Origin of the sequence: Rahnella bruchi (genome assembly GCF_003614975.1) — a bacterium.
Lineage (GTDB): Bacteria > Pseudomonadota > Gammaproteobacteria > Enterobacterales > Enterobacteriaceae > Rahnella > Rahnella bruchi.
In genome coordinates, this window is record NZ_QZWI01000010.1 from 41,200 (window position 1) to 55,512 (window position 14,313).

General features: G+C 53.8%; 12 protein-coding genes. 9 read left to right on the top strand and 3 right to left on the bottom strand.

Features of this window, described 5'->3' with window-relative positions:
* Positions 1-266 precede the first annotated feature (266 nt).
* Positions 267-1,466, top strand: coding sequence for an enolase C-terminal domain-like protein (locus tag D5398_RS16515; RefSeq protein ID WP_120508598.1), 1,200 nt, complete (start codon positions 267-269; stop codon positions 1,464-1,466).
* A 5-nt stretch (positions 1,467-1,471) separates the two neighbouring features.
* Here the strand turns inward: D5398_RS16515 and D5398_RS16520 are convergent, their stop codons facing one another.
* Positions 1,472-2,182 (bottom strand): GntR family transcriptional regulator, encoded by a 711-nt coding sequence (locus D5398_RS16520; protein WP_120508599.1) that lies wholly within the window; start codon positions 2,180-2,182, stop codon positions 1,472-1,474.
* A 186-nt stretch (positions 2,183-2,368) separates the two neighbouring features.
* Between D5398_RS16520 and D5398_RS16525 the strand changes: the two genes are divergently transcribed.
* The gene (locus tag D5398_RS16525) at positions 2,369-2,665 is read left to right on the top strand and encodes a helix-turn-helix domain-containing protein (RefSeq protein WP_112151594.1); all 297 of its coding nucleotides are present in this window, start codon (positions 2,369-2,371) and stop codon (positions 2,663-2,665) included.
* A gap of 4 nt (positions 2,666-2,669) precedes the next feature.
* Positions 2,670-3,995: a type II toxin-antitoxin system HipA family toxin gene (locus D5398_RS16530; RefSeq protein WP_120508600.1), complete on the top strand. Its 1,326-nt coding sequence runs from the start codon at positions 2,670-2,672 to the stop codon at positions 3,993-3,995.
* A 69-nt stretch (positions 3,996-4,064) separates the two neighbouring features.
* Here D5398_RS16530 and D5398_RS16535 read toward each other — a convergent pair whose 3' ends face one another.
* The gene (locus tag D5398_RS16535; protein ID WP_120508601.1) at positions 4,065-6,545 is read right to left on the bottom strand and encodes a membrane-bound PQQ-dependent dehydrogenase, glucose/quinate/shikimate family; all 2,481 of its coding nucleotides are present in this window, start codon (positions 6,543-6,545) and stop codon (positions 4,065-4,067) included.
* Positions 6,546-6,940: 395 nt separating this feature from the next.
* Entirely contained in the window at positions 6,941-7,828 is an 888-nt protein-coding gene (locus D5398_RS16540; protein WP_120508602.1) for a LysR family transcriptional regulator, read from the bottom strand.
* Between the two features lie 141 nt (positions 7,829-7,969).
* Between D5398_RS16540 and D5398_RS16545 the strand changes: the two genes are divergently transcribed.
* The 6 genes from D5398_RS16545 to D5398_RS16570 all read left to right on the top strand — a co-directional run bounded on the left by D5398_RS16545 (position 7,970) and on the right by D5398_RS16570 (position 14,312).
* Positions 7,970-9,535 (top strand): ABC transporter substrate-binding protein, encoded by a 1,566-nt coding sequence (locus D5398_RS16545; protein WP_120508603.1) that lies wholly within the window; start codon positions 7,970-7,972, stop codon positions 9,533-9,535.
* Positions 9,536-9,628: 93 nt separating this feature from the next.
* Positions 9,629-10,513, top strand: a complete 885-nt coding sequence (locus D5398_RS16550; RefSeq protein ID WP_120508604.1) for a dihydrodipicolinate synthase family protein — start codon at positions 9,629-9,631, stop codon at positions 10,511-10,513.
* Entirely contained in the window at positions 10,510-11,460 is a 951-nt protein-coding gene (locus D5398_RS16555) for a nucleoside hydrolase (RefSeq protein ID WP_120508605.1), read from the top strand. The genes D5398_RS16550 and D5398_RS16555 overlap by 4 nt, the downstream gene beginning before the upstream one ends.
* 4 nt (positions 11,461-11,464) lie before the next feature.
* The gene (locus D5398_RS16560; RefSeq protein ID WP_120508606.1) at positions 11,465-12,424 is read left to right on the top strand and encodes a nucleoside hydrolase; all 960 of its coding nucleotides are present in this window, start codon (positions 11,465-11,467) and stop codon (positions 12,422-12,424) included.
* Positions 12,421-13,395, top strand: coding sequence for an ABC transporter permease (locus tag D5398_RS16565; protein ID WP_120508607.1), 975 nt, complete (start codon positions 12,421-12,423; stop codon positions 13,393-13,395). The genes D5398_RS16560 and D5398_RS16565 overlap by 4 nt, the downstream gene beginning before the upstream one ends.
* On the top strand, positions 13,395-14,312 hold the full coding sequence (locus D5398_RS16570) for an ABC transporter permease (protein ID WP_120508608.1): 918 nt from the start codon (positions 13,395-13,397) through the stop codon (positions 14,310-14,312). The genes D5398_RS16565 and D5398_RS16570 overlap by 1 nt, the downstream gene beginning before the upstream one ends.
* The last annotated feature ends 1 nt before the right edge of the window (position 14,313 follow it).

The following is a 14,313-nucleotide window of genomic DNA, read 5'->3' on the forward strand; positions in this document are numbered from 1 at the left end:
ACTGGGAGTGTAATGAGGGCGGTTTTCAAAAACAAACCAATAAAACAGGATCCCCATCACAAAACTTCAGTTCAAGGCGCTAATTTAGCGGGTCATCGCTAAATTGGTCTGTTTTTAACGGCTAATCAGGCGTGCTTTTATACCAAAATAAAAGCCTGAATTTTAGGTTTACAAGCAGGATGAAAATACGGTGAAATAACCCCAATACGAATATTCCCGCCGCCTTTTTTGTGAAAAGGGATCACGGTTTTTATAAAGGATTTATCATGCAGCCAGTGCTGATTACAAATATCGAATGCCAGATTACACGTCCCGATCGTCATAATTTAGTGGTGGTCAGAATTGAAACTGACCGTGGCGTTTTCGGGCTGGGCTGCGCGACGTTCCAGCAGCGCCCGCTGGCCGTCAAACTGATGGTGGATGAATATCTCAAACCGCTGCTGATGGGGCGCGATGCCAATCACATCGAAGACTTGTGGCAGATGATGATGGTGAATGCTTACTGGCGAAACGGGCCGGTGATCAACAACGCTATCGCGGGCATCGATATGGCGCTGTGGGATATCAAAGGCAAGCTGGCGAATATGCCGCTGTATCACCTGTTCGGCGGTAAATCTAAAGATGCGGTAACGGCGTACAGTCATGCAGCGGGCGAAACGCTCGAAGAACTGTACGGCGAAGTGGACCGTTTACTGGGCGAAGGTTATCGCCATATCCGCTGCCAGCTGGGCTTTTACGGCGGCAATGCGCAGGATTTTCACAGCACACGCGAACCGACATCGGGCGCGTATTACGATCAGGATCAGTACATCGACAACACGCTGGCGATGTTCAAAGCGTTGCGTGAAAAATACGGCAATCAGTTCCATATTCTGCACGACGTGCACGAACGGCTGTTCCCGCAACAGGCGGTGCAGTTCGCTAAAGCGGTGGAACAGTACAGGCCTTACTTTATTGAAGACATTCTGCCGCCGGATCAGAACGAGTGGCTGGCGCAGATCCGCAGTCAGACCGCCGTTCCGCTGGCGACCGGCGAGTTATTTAATAATCCTGCAGAATGGAAAGATCTGATCATTAACCGACGGATCGACTTCATCCGCTGCCACGTTTCGCAAATCGGCGGTATTACACCGGCATTAAAACTGGCGCATTTCTGCCAGAGTTTTGGTGTGCGTCTGGCCTGGCATTGCCCGCCGGACATGACGCCGATTGGTGCAGCGGTAAATACACATCTGAATATTCATCTGCACAATGCGGCTATTCAGGAATTTGTGGCGTATCCGGCCAACACGCAACAGGTCTTCCCCGGCGCGCAGAAGCCTGAGAACGGCTATTTTTATCCAGGTGAAGAAGCAGGGATTGGCGTGGGCTTTAACAGTCAGATGGCGGAAGAGTTTCCGGTGGTTTACCGGCCGCATGAATGGACGCAAAGCCGCCTGCCGGATGGCGTGATCCACACGCCGTAACGCGCTTACGTCTGGCGGAAAGCCAGATTGTCCTGATTAAACGGGATGACGTAGGTGCAGGAATAGTCGATATCGACAATATCGCTGAACGCATAAACCTTGCCGCCCTGCAAAATACCTCTGTTGGTGATATGCATGGCGGCGATGCCTTTTTTGCAGCCGAGCGTTTGCGCCTGTTCTTTATTGATCGTGACGGCCTGATAACGGGTGAGGGAATGCGAAATCGCATAGCCTTTGCTCAGCACATATTGCTGGATGGAATGCTCAATGGTTTTCTGATTCAGATCGGCAAACACTTCTGCAGGCATTCGGGAATATTCAATCTGCACATTGCGCAGGTTAATCCGCCGTAAACGGGTGAACGCCCAGATAAAATCGTCGGCGCATAAACCGAACACCTGCTGTTCCTCTTTATCTGGCCGGCGCTTGTGTAATTCCAGCATTTTGAAACTGATTTCAGCGAATTTCTTCTCAGTCACCGAATTGTAGATCAGCGGATTACTGCTGACACCCGTATTAATGTATATGCCGGACCCCTGCACGATATGCACCGCACCGATACTCACCAGTTTTTCCAGCGCCTTGCGCACCGTGAACCGCGAAACCCCATATTCTTCCGCCAGCTGGCGCTCCGGCGGCAACTTTTCCGGCAGCGATCCGCTGTTCTGGTAAATCTTGCTCAGTAAATCCTGTGCGATAAATTCGCTTTTTTTCATGGGGTTTCATCCGTGCGTGAAAGAGCTATTTGAGCATGACGGGCGGCAGTGGGCAAATTACAGCGTTTAAGCTGTATTGAGCGTTAACAGCTTTTAGGCTGTATTTTACTTTTACAGCCTTTAGGGTGTAATGTAACAAATACAGCCTATAATCTGTATAAGACCCCTGATACCAGAGCCGAAATAATGAATACAGTCTATCCGTTAAAAACCCTTAACCAGCTACGCCCGCTACTGGTGGGGTTCCGTAAAGAAAAAGGTCTGACGCAAAAGGATGTGTCAGAAAAACTGGGAGTGACTCAGCAGACATATGCCCGGCTGGAGGCGAACCCTGCTGCTGCCAGCCTTGACCGGCTGTTTAGAGTATTTAATGTGTTAGGTATTGAGATGGTGTTTTCTTCACAATCCGATCCTGAAAAACCCTCTATGGAGGAAATTAAGCCGGATTATTTAAGTACGCCCGCCAGAAAGGAACAATGGTGATGATATGCGTCGTGCGCAGCAGCGTTTAGCGATATGGATGAACGGTATTCCTGTGGGGTACTGGGAAAAGCAAAAAGGCGAGGATCGTTTACAGTATTCGCCCGAATGGACAGAAGACCAACAAGGGCGACCTTTGTCGCTTTCCCTGCCGTTCACGCCGGGCAATCAAGTGCATCGCGGCAATGTGGTTCGTGATTATTTTGACAATTTATTGCCCGACAGCGAAGGGATCCGCAGGCGCCTGGCGGTACGTTATCATGCTGAAAGCCTTGAACCTTTTGACTTGCTTACTGAACTGGGTCGGGACTGCGTTGGAGCAATCCAGCTGCTGCAGGTCGAAGATCAACCCACAGGGATATTCACCATCCGCCAGCGTCCGCTTTCGGAGCCGGAAATTGCCGGTATGCTGCGCAACACGGCGGTGGTTCTGCCGGGTCAACACGATCAGGATGAAGATCTGCGATTATCTATCGCGGGAGCACAGGAAAAAACGGCGCTGTTATGGCACAACCATCAGTGGTGCCTGCCGGAAGGAAATACGCCAACTACGCACATTTTCAAATTACCACTGGGTCTGGTGGGCAACATGCAGGCGGACATGAGTACGTCCGTTGAAAATGAATGGCTTTGTGCCCTGATCCTTGAGCAGTATGGAGTGCCAGTTGCTAAAACGCACATTGGACAATTTGAAGATCAGAAAGCGTTGATCGTCGAACGTTTTGACCGAAAGCTTTCTTCAGACGAGGCATGGTGGATCCGTCTGCCGCAGGAGGATATGTGTCAGGCCATGGGCGTTTCACCCTTGCGGAAGTACCAGTCAGATGGTGGCCCGGGGATCTCGGATATTATGGAAATCCTGAGCCGGTCTGAGCAGGCTCAGCAAGATCAGTATCAGTTTTTCAAGGCACAGATAATTTTCTGGTTGATGGCTGCTACCGACGGCCATGCGAAAAATTTCAGTATCGCGCACCTTCCTCAAAATCGTTATCACATGACGCCACTGTATGACATTTTGTCAGCGTGGCCGGTCATCGGGCATGGGAACAATAAGATAGCGTGGCAGAAATGTAAGCTGGCAATGGCTGTCCGGGGGAGTAACAATTATTACCTGATTAATAAGATTCAGCGCAGACACTGGATTAAGCAGGGAGAGCAAAGTGGATTAGGGAGAAGACAAATTGAAACCATTATTGATGAGATCATCGAACTCACGCCGGTCGTTATTGAAAATGTCACGAGGCAGCTGCCTGCTTCATTTCCCCCTGAACTGGCTGATGCCATATTTACAGGGATGGAGCAGCAACGGGTAAGACTTCAAGCACAGGCTTAACCTGTAAATACCACCCACAAAAAAGCCCGCCGGTTTACCCCGGCGGGCTTTGTCATTTACTGCAAAATCTTATTTCTCGTCAGGCAGTGCGTAGGCGATCACGTAGTCGCCGCGTTCTGCGGACTGACGTGCGCCACCGGCGCTGATGATGATGTACTGTTTACCGGTTTTCGGGGAAACGTAAGTCATCGGGCCAGATTGACTGCCGACAGGCAGACGGGATTTCCAGATTTCTTTACCGGTTGCAGTATCAAACGCACGCAGATAGAAATCCTGCGTACCGGCGAAGAACAGCAGGCCGGATTGCGTTGACAGGCTCGCGCCCAGCGTTGGCATACCGACTTCCATTGGCATACGCATTTTGATGCCCAGCGGACCGGTGTCTTTCACTGTACCGACAGGAACCTGCCAGACAATTTTACCGGTTTTCAGGTTAACCGCAGACATGGTACCGAACGGGGGTTTCTGGCAAGGGATGCCCAGCGGAGACAGGAAACGCTCGCGGACTGCGCCGTAAGGCGTACCGTCCATCGGCACCATACCCATCTCGATGCCGCTCGCGCCGGTCGGAACCTGTGCACGCGGAACCATGTAGTTCGCCAGACCCAGACGCATATCATTCACGAACATGATGGCGTTGTTCGGGTCAACCGACACGCTGCCCCAGTTCATACCGCCCAGAGAACCCGGGAATTGCAGGGAACGATCCAGACCCGGAGGCGTGTAAACGCCCTGGTGACGCATACCTTTAAACTCGATGCGGCACAGCAGCTGATCCATCGGCGTTGCGCCCCACATATCAGATTCTTTCAGCGTCTGGTTGCCGATGTTTGGCATGCCGACAGAGAAAGGCTGAGTTTTAGAGTAGCGTTCGCCAGGAACGTTGCCCTGCGGTACTTCGCGGTTTTCGACTTTCGCAACCGGCTGACCGGTTTCGCGGTTCAGCATGAAGATCATGCCCTGTTTGGAGGTCTGCACCAGAACCGGCGTGCTGCCACCTTTACCGTCCGGCAGATCATACAGCAGCGGCTGAGACGGCAGGTCGAAGTCCCACAGGTCGTGATGCGTGGTCTGGAAAGTCCAGCGGACTTTACCGGTGGCCACGTCTACCGCGACAACAGAAGAACTGTATTTGTCATCAAGCTCTGTACGCGTGCCGCCGAAGAAGTCTGGCGTCGCGTTACCGGTTGGCATGTAAATCAGACCCAGTTTTGGATCGTATGACATGGCTGACCAGACGTTCGGCGTACCACGGGTGTAGGTTTCACCTTCCGGTGGCAGTTTGGTGATGTTCGGATTACCCGGATCCCATGCCCACACCAGCGCGCCGGTGTGCACGTCGAATGCACGAACCACGCCCGGAGGTTCGCCGGTGGAGAAGTTATCTGCCACGCGACCACCCACAACCACCACATTACCCGCGACCAGCGGGGTAGAGGTTTGCTGGTAGTAGCCTGGTTTGACTTCACCCATGCCGACTTTCAGATCCACCACGCCGTTGTCACCGAAATCAGCGCAAGGCTTGCCGGTGTCGGCGTTGATGGCGATCAGACGCGCATCAATGGTTGGCAGGAACAGACGACGTTCGCAGGTTCCGCTGACAGTACCGCCGGTGGCAGCAGGCGCTTGCGGGGCATCGGTTGCAGGCGCGGCAGCTTCTGAAGCGGCGTTTGGCGTGGCCGGTTCAGCCGCAGGAATGGCAACTGGCTGTGCTGCCGGAGCCTGTGGCGCTGCGCTGCTATTCTCGTAATAGCCCAGACCACGGCAACGCTGCCAGTTAGGCGCGGTAGAGTTGGAGTCATAAGACCACAGCTTTTTACCGTCATCCACATTCAGGGCGATCACTTTGCTGTAAGCGGTACACACAAACAGCTTGTCGGCCACCTGCAGCGGGGTGTTCTGATCTTCAGCGCCGGAGCCGTTACTCTGCGGGATATCGCCGGTATGAGCCGTCCACGCAACCTGAAGTTTATCGACGTTGGTTTTGTTGATCTGATCCAATGCAGCAAAACGGTCGCCTGCGGTGGTGTTACCCCAGTTTTCCCAGTTCTTCTGCTCTGCACCTTTATCTACCGGTTTCACCGGCACCTGATCGTTGTCGGCGCTGATGATTGGCGTCGGCACGAAGGTGTTGCCGAAAGCGGCAATCAGCGCAACGGCCAGAACCGCCGCCAGCGAGAAGCTTGGCCCTTTACGTGCCACCAGACCCGCACGTGCTTTCAGCAGCGGATAAGCCAGTGCGACCAGGAAAGCCAGAACGCCGAACGTGAACAGGCGGGAGAACAGCGGCCAGAACGTAAAGCCTGCGTCCCAGACGGCCCAGATAATAGAAAGCACAAAGGCCACGGCATAAAGCCATGCGCCGGAAGGCTTACCTTTAAAAATCAAAACGGCGGAAACGATGAGCGCCAGACCCATCAGCAGGAAGTAAACGCTTCCTCCTAATGTGGCCAGGTACGCACCACCGATACCGAGTGTCAGGCCGATGACGACCATCAGCGCACTCAGTAACCAGAGGAGCCACGTCCACTTGTTATTTGTTGTTGGCATGATTTATCTCACTGCATTGGTTTGTAGAAATAGGTTGTAGAGAACTGCTAATGAAAAGCTGGTAACACTTAACGACCACCCGCCACTAAATGAACCAAATAGAACAATTTCGCGCAAATAGTAATACTTCTCATCGAGGTTGTGAATGTGTAACGAAGAGTTTGAAATTAGGTAAATTATTATAGATTAGATTATTATTTATGCAGGTATTTTTTACACATTGATTTTAAAGAATAAAATAAAGTATGTTATTCATTATTTTTATTTTTTTATAAATATATATATGTTTTTCATCTAACAGATCGCACCAACTGTCCGCACATTTTTGGTCATAAAGACTGAAATGTAACATTTCGGACTCATTGGTACGAAATCGGCGAACCTGACGGGGTGTTTTACAGATAGCCTTCGATTAACGTCTTCATTTCTTTGGTGATGTGTTCCACCAGACGGCTTTTCGGAATTTGCGGCGGGAAAACGGCGAGATAGGCGATGCTGATATTCGGTGTAAAGGGTTTGAGCACCAGATCACTTTTATGGCTACGCGCGGTAATGAAATCAACCACGCCGACGCCCAGATTATTCCCGGCCATCACACAGCAGTTATTGAGAGATGTTTCGATTGGGTTGTTCAGATATAAGTCGAGACGGCTCATCACCTGATCGAGCTGTTCACGCAGCGGCGTTTTGCGCCCCGGAATAATAGGGCGATAACGCGTCAGATCCATCGCAGTCACCACGTCTTGTTTCGCCAGCGGATGGCGTGGCGACATCACGGCAACGGCGTTCGCCCGTGCCAGCATTTCCGCTTCCAGACCTTTCACGTCCGGCTTGCCGAAAATAAATCCGACGTCGTACTGATTGCTGGTGACGACATCGGTGATATGCGTCGTACTTTCAATGTCCAAAAACAACGAGATATCAGAAATCTGCTCAATCAGCGGCGGGAGGATATGCTCGACGCACAGCGCCGATAACGCCGCCACTGAACCGATACGCAAAACGCTGCCTTTGGAATGACGGATTTCGTCGGCGATATGTGAAATATGTTCAAGTCCGAGGTATAAACGCTCGACTTCGCGATACAGCTTGATCGCATCGTCACGCGCGATCAGCCCGCGTCCGTCGCGGTCAAAAAGCTTCAGATCCACCGCATATTCAAAGTCGCGGATCAGCCGGCTGACCGCAGGCTGGGTGATGTTCATCATATTCGCGGCTGCGGTAATGCTACCTGTCAGGATCACTTTGTGAAAAGCTTCGACCTGACGGGGATTAATTTTCATAATATATCCTCAGAATCCATAACATTTGTTTATGGATGTAACACAAAATACAATTTTCAATTCAGAAGTCCACCCCCTAGACTCCAATTTACGATCTGATACACATTGCCTGAAAATCTAAAAAAATTAAGGGTTAAATGCATGAGAAAGTCCGTTCTGGCAGGAGTGCTTTCCTCAGCACTGGCCACGCTTTTCGTTTTTAATACAGCTTCTGCACAGGCTGCTGATCTGAAAATCGGTCTGGCCGCTTCAACGACTTCGATGGATCCGCAATTTTATGTCGGTGGTGCCAACAGCGCCATGGCACGCAATATCTTTGACGGCCTGGTTAATCAGGACGAAAAACAACACATTACGCCTGCACTCGCGGTGTCGTGGAAAGTTATCAACGACACGACCTGGGAATTTGCCCTGCGTCCCGGCGTGAAATTCCACGACGGCAGCGATTTCACCGCCAAAGACGTGGTTGCCAGCGTGAAACGCGTGGCGCTGGCCTCGAAAAACAGCCCGAGCGCCTATACGCCGTACGTGAATGACATCGCTGATGTCACTGAAGTGAATCCTTTAACGGTGAGAATTATCACCAAAGCGCCAACACCTTTATTACTGAACAACTTAAGCCGTGTCGCGATTTTGCCTGCGCGTCTTGAAACGGTCGGATCACAAACCCTCAATGAAGGGAAAGACGTGATCGGCACCGGCCCGTTCAAATTTGTCAGCTGGACGCCGGACGATAACGTGGTGCTGGCGCGTAACGACCAGTACTGGGGCGGAAAAGCGCAGTGGGATAAGGTCACGCTGCGTGTGTTCAAAAACCCGAGTGCCCGCGTGGCGGCGATGCGTTCCGGCGACGTGGATATGATTGAAAGCGTGCCGACGGCAGACGGACGGGATCTGGGCAAACAAACCAGCCTGCATCTGGAATCCGTGGCCGGTAACCGCATTCTGTATTTGCACCCGGATCAGGATCGCGATGTGTCGCCATTCGCCAAAGGGCCGGATGGCAGCAATCCGCTGAAAAAACGCGAAGTGCGTGAAGCGATGTCGCTGGCGATAAACCGTCAGTCGATTGTGGATCGCATCATGGACGGGCAGGGCGTACCGGCGTCGCAGTTGGTTCCGGCTGGGTATTTTGGTTATACGCCTTCAATACCCGCAGCGGTTTATGACCCGGCGAAAGCCAAACAGTTGCTGGCGCAGGCCGGTTATCCGGACGGTTTCACGCTGACGTTCCATGCGTCGAACGACCGTTATCCGAATGATTCTAAAATCGCGCAGGCGCTTGGACAGATGTTCAGCCGCGTGGGCATTAAAACTGACGTTGTGACCATGCCGGGCAGCGTGTATTTCTCGCGTGCATCCAAACGCGATTTCAGCCTGATTATGGGCGGCGCGGCGATTGAAACCGGTGAAGCGTCCGGTGTGCTCGGGCCGTTGCTGGAAACCTTCGGGCCAAATGGCGGACAGGGAAACCGCGGACGTTATTCCAATCCTGAATTTGATAAAACGCTGGCAAAAGCGCGGGAAACTCTCGACGACGTTCAGCGTGAAAAGCTGTTGCAGCAGGCCACAGAGATTGCCATGAAAGACGAAGGCACCATTCCGTTGCTGTTCCTTTCATACACCTGGGCGATGAAAACACCTTATACCTACGTTGGCCGCTCCGACGGCTACACGTTGCCGTACTTTGTGCATGAGAAACAATAAATCAGCGCAGAGTGCGAACCGAACCAAGGCGGGAATACAGCACCAACACCAGGGCTGTACTAAGGTAGTAGTTTACTAAAAGAGAGAGAAGCTATGACTTCTTTTAGCGGTGTGTATCCCTATCTGGTTTCGCCGGTCACTGATGGCGGCCAGATAGACAAACCAGTGTTAACCGCGCTGGTCGAACATCTGATTAACAGCGGCGTGCATGGTCTGACGCCGCTCGGAAGCACAGGTGAGTTCGCTTATCTCAATGCAGAGCAACGTACGGAGATAGTGAAAACCGTCGTCGAAGCCGCTCGAGGCCGCGTTCCGGTAATCGCCGGGGTTGCAGCCACCACCATTCAGGACGCTGTCGCGCAAACCGCTCGCTACGCCGCTCTGGGTGTCGACGGTATTCTGGCGATCCTCGAAGCGTATTTCCCGGTGCCCGATCAGGGTGTCGAAGACTATTTTCGTGCTATTGCGACCGCTGCCGGAAAACTGCCGGTCGTGCTGTACACCAATCCGCAGTTCCAGCGTTCTGATCTCAGCCTGCCGGTGATTGAGCGCCTGAGTCACGTGGAAAACATTAACTATATTAAAGATGCGTCGACCAATACTGGCCGGTTGCTGTCGATCATTGAGCGCACGCAGGGGCGGATGCAGGTGTTTGCGGCGTCGGCGCATATTCCCGCGTGTGTGATGCTGATTGGCGGCGTGGGCTGGATGGCCGGTCCGGCGTGTATTGTGCCGAAACAAAGTCTGGCGCTGTATGAAGCCGCGAAGCAGGGCGACTGGAAAAAAGCGATGGAGTTGCAGCGTCCGCTGTGGCGCATCAACGAAATCTTCGCCAAATATTCGATTGCCGGTTGTATCAAAGCCGCGCTGCAATTACAGGGCTTTGCGGTGGGCGATCCACTGGCGCCGCAGGTGCCTCTGAACGAAGCGGCGCGTGATGAAATCGCTGAAGTTTTACGTTCCGTGGGGGCGCTGTGAAAACCCTGCCGGTTATCATTGACTGCGATCCGGGTATTGACGATGCCATTGCGTTGCTCAGCGCGTTCGTCGCGCCGCAGCTGAACATTCTCGGCATCTGCACGGTCTGCGGCAACCAGCCGCTGGCGAATACGACCCGCAACGCGCTGCAAATCGCCGAGCTGGGTTACCGGCTGGATATTCCGGTGTTCGCCGGTTGTCATCAGCCGATGCTGCGCGCACCAATCCACGGTCAGTTCCACGGGGAAAACGGCCTGGGCAATACCGCCTTTCCTGCGCCGCAAAAATCCGCTGAATCTCTCCATGCCGTTAACTTTCTGATCAACAGCTGCGAACAGGCGATTGCCAGCAGTCAGCCGCTGACGCTGTGCGTGCTCGGACCGCTGACCAATCTGGCGACCGCACTGCGCATGAAACCTGACATCGCCGCCGGTATCGGTCGCGTGGTGTTAATGGGCGGGGCTTATCGTGAAGCCGGAAACCGCACCATGACCTCCGAATTCAATATGCTGGCCGATCCTCACGCCGCGCACATTGTATTTTCCTCGAATCTACACATCACCGTTTTGCCGCTCGATGCCACGCATGAGGTGATCCTGACGCCGGAACACGTGGCGAGATTCGTCAAAGTCTCCGGACGTATTTCCGCACAGCTTGGCGAATTAATGGCGTTCTGGGATCGCAACGACGTACGTCGTTACGGTTCGCGCGGCGGGCCGTTGCACGATCCGCTGGTGATTGCTTACGTGCTGGCGCCGGAACTGTTTGGCACCGAAAAAGCGCGGGTGTTTGTCGAACATGACAGCGAACTGTGTATGGGGCAAACCGTTGCCGACTGGTACGGTAAGTCGGGGCAAACCCCTAACGTTGATATCGTCACGCGCGTGGATGCAAACAAAGTCTTCGCACTGTTTTACGAACTGCTTTCACGTTATGCCGGAAAATAATCTTATGAGCCAGCGCATCATTATTGATACTGACCCCGGCGTTGATGACGCCATCGCCATCTGGCTGGCTCTGGCGTCACCGGAACTGGACGTGCTCGGCATGACCGTGGTCGCCGGAAATGTGGCGCTGAAAGATACGGTGCGCAACGCCTGCAAGATTGTGGCGTTGTCCGGCAAGACAATACCGGTTTTTGCCGGCGCACCCGGCCCGCTGGTGCGCGAGCAGGTTTATGGCAAATATGCGCACATCGGCGCATTCAAAAATGAACTGGTGCCGGATTCTGACCTGCAACCGCAGGCTGAACACGCGGTGGATTTTCTGGTGCGCACGTTACGACAGGCCGCCGAAGATAACGACCCGATCACCGTTTGTGTGATTGGCCCGATGACCAATATCGCGCTGGCGTTAGGAATGCATCCGGACGTCGCGCGCGGTATCAGACACATCGTCACCATGAGCTGCGCGTTTACCGCGCTCGGGCACCGCGTGCCGTGGGCAGAATTCAACGTGTATGCCGACCCGCATGCCGCCGAGAAAGTCTTTAGCAGCGGGGTACCGCTTATCATCATGCCGCTGGATATGACCTTCCAGGCGCTGATCAGCAAAGATGATATTGAGGCGCTGAAACAGGATGGCGGCTTACCTGGCGAATCTGTCGCCGCGCTGCTCAATGCGTTTGATCGCAGCGACCTCAACCGTTTTGGTCGCGAAGGCGGGCCGGTACATGACGCCACCACCGTCGCATGGCTGCTGCAACCCGGCCTGTTTGAAGGTCAGCCCGCCCGCGTGGGCGTGGAAATTTCCGGTAAAACGGCGGGTTACACCTACGCGGATTTCTGGAACAAACTGGCGACGCCACCTAACGCCACGGTTATGCAAAAAGTGGATGAATACGGCTTCTTCAGTCTGTTGCGCCGCGTTTTCTCGCGATATGGCAACCCCTCCGGCGACGTTCAGGCATGAGCCGTTACCTGCTCGGGCGATTCGGACAGACATTCCTGACGTTGCTGGTGATGTCATTGCTGGTTTTTGGTGGTGTGTATCTGGTCGGTAATCCGGTGGATTTACTGCTCAGCACCACCGCGACACCCGCTGAACGCCTGAATGTGATCCAGTCCTTTGGCCTAGATAAACCGGTGTGGGAGCAATATGGCCTGTTCGTGGTCAACGCCCTGCACGGTGATATGGGCAACTCCTTTATCTACAACCAGCCCGCGCTGCACCTGATTTTTCAGCGTATGCCCGCCACGCTCGAACTGGCGCTGGTGGCGTTTGTGCTGGCGCTGGTGATTGGTATTCCGCTCGGCGTGTATGCCGGTCTGCGCCCTGACGGCTGGTTATCGAAGTCGATCATGACCGTCTCAATTTTAGGTTTCAGCCTGCCGACGTTCTGGATTGGTCTGATGATGATCATGCTGTTCAGCGTCAAACTCGGCGTGCTTCCGGCCTCCGGACGGGGTGCTACCGTGGACGTTTTCGGCGTGCCGGTCAGCCTGTTTACCGCCGACGGTCTCGCGCATCTCATCCTCCCCGCGTTCAATCTGGCGTTGTTTAAAATCTCGCTGATCATCCGTCTGACGCGCGCCGGTGTGCTCGAATGCCTGCAACAGGATTTCATCCGTTTTGCCCGCGCCAAAGGGCTTTCGGAAAGCCGCATCGTGCTGGTTCACGTCCTGAAAAACACTCTGATCCCGCTGATTACCGTTATCGGCCTGGAGCTCGGTTCGCTTATCGCGTTTGCCGTGGTCACAGAAACCATTTACGCCTGGCCGGGAATGGGCAAGCTGATCATTGATTCTATCGCCGTGCTGGATCGCCCGGTGATCCTGGCGTACCTGATGATAACTGTGGTGATGTTCAGCCTGATTAACCTGCTGGTGGACGTGCTGTACGTGCTGGTGGATCCGCGCGTCCGGCTGGGGGGCGAAAACTGATGTCGTCTGGATCCGTTCACTCGCGCAGCACCGTTCAGGGCAAACCGCATTCAGCGTTTTACCACACCGTGCGCGCGCTGCTGCGCGATAAATTCTCTCTGTGTGGCCTGATCATTTTAGGTATCGCCATTCTGTTCTCCGTGCTGGCGCCGTGGATTTCCCCGCAAAATCCGTACGATTTATCGCAGCTTGATATCATGGATGGTCGCCTGAAGCCGGGCACCGCCAGCCTGAGTGGCATGATTTACTGGCTGGGCACCGACGATCAGGGACGCGATTTACTCAGCGCGATTTTGTATGGCACGCGCACCAGCCTTCTGGTCGGGGTTTCCAGCGCGGTGATTGCGCTGACCATTGGCGCGGCTCTGGGGCTTATCAGCGCCTACGTGGGTGGCAAAACAGATGCGCTGATCATGCGCATTGTTGATATCCAGCTGAGCTTTCCGCCGATTCTGATCGCGCTGATTTTACTGGCGGTGCTCGGGCAGGGCGTCGATAAAATTATTCTGGCACTGGTAGTCACGCAATGGGCGTATTACGCACGCACCATTCGTGGCTCGGCGCTGCTCGAACGCCGCCGCAGTTATGTGGATGCCGCCCGCAGCATGGCACTGTCTAACCCGCGTATTCTGTTCCGTCATATTTTGCCCAACTGCCTTCCCCCGCTGATTGTGGTGGCGACCATGCGCATTGCTTACGCCATCATGCTCGAAGCCACCTTGTCATTTCTGGGTATCGGGCTGCCGGTTACCGAACCTTCACTCGGCCTGCTGATCGCCAACGGGTTTGATTATCTGATGTCCGGCGATTACTGGATAAGTTTCTTCCCCGGTATCACGCTGCTGGTGCTGATCGTCGCCATCAACTTAGTCGGTGACGCGCTGCGCGACATCCTCAACCCGCGAAATAAGGATTGAT

What these genes read in the sequence shown, in the direction of transcription:
- D5398_RS16565 (WP_120508607.1), top strand. Translation starts at nt 12,421, where the DNA reads ATGAGCCGTTACCTGCTCGGGCGATTCGGACAGACATTCCTGACGTTG.
- D5398_RS16545 (WP_120508603.1), top strand. Translation starts at nt 7,970, where the DNA reads ATGAGAAAGTCCGTTCTGGCAGGAGTGCTTTCCTCAGCACTGGCCACG.
- D5398_RS16525 (WP_112151594.1), top strand. Translation starts at nt 2,369, where the DNA reads ATGAATACAGTCTATCCGTTAAAAACCCTTAACCAGCTACGCCCGCTA.
- D5398_RS16560 (WP_120508606.1), top strand. Translation starts at nt 11,465, where the DNA reads ATGAGCCAGCGCATCATTATTGATACTGACCCCGGCGTTGATGACGCC.
- D5398_RS16520 (WP_120508599.1), bottom strand. Translation starts at nt 2,182, where the DNA reads ATGAAAAAAAGCGAATTTATCGCACAGGATTTACTGAGCAAGATTTAC.
- D5398_RS16550 (WP_120508604.1), top strand. Translation starts at nt 9,629, where the DNA reads ATGACTTCTTTTAGCGGTGTGTATCCCTATCTGGTTTCGCCGGTCACT.
- D5398_RS16530 (WP_120508600.1), top strand. Translation starts at nt 2,670, where the DNA reads ATGCGTCGTGCGCAGCAGCGTTTAGCGATATGGATGAACGGTATTCCT.
- D5398_RS16535 (WP_120508601.1), bottom strand. Translation starts at nt 6,545, where the DNA reads ATGCCAACAACAAATAACAAGTGGACGTGGCTCCTCTGGTTACTGAGT.
- D5398_RS16570 (WP_120508608.1), top strand. Translation starts at nt 13,395, where the DNA reads ATGTCGTCTGGATCCGTTCACTCGCGCAGCACCGTTCAGGGCAAACCG.
- D5398_RS16540 (WP_120508602.1), bottom strand. Translation starts at nt 7,828, where the DNA reads ATGAAAATTAATCCCCGTCAGGTCGAAGCTTTTCACAAAGTGATCCTG.
- D5398_RS16515 (WP_120508598.1), top strand. Translation starts at nt 267, where the DNA reads ATGCAGCCAGTGCTGATTACAAATATCGAATGCCAGATTACACGTCCC.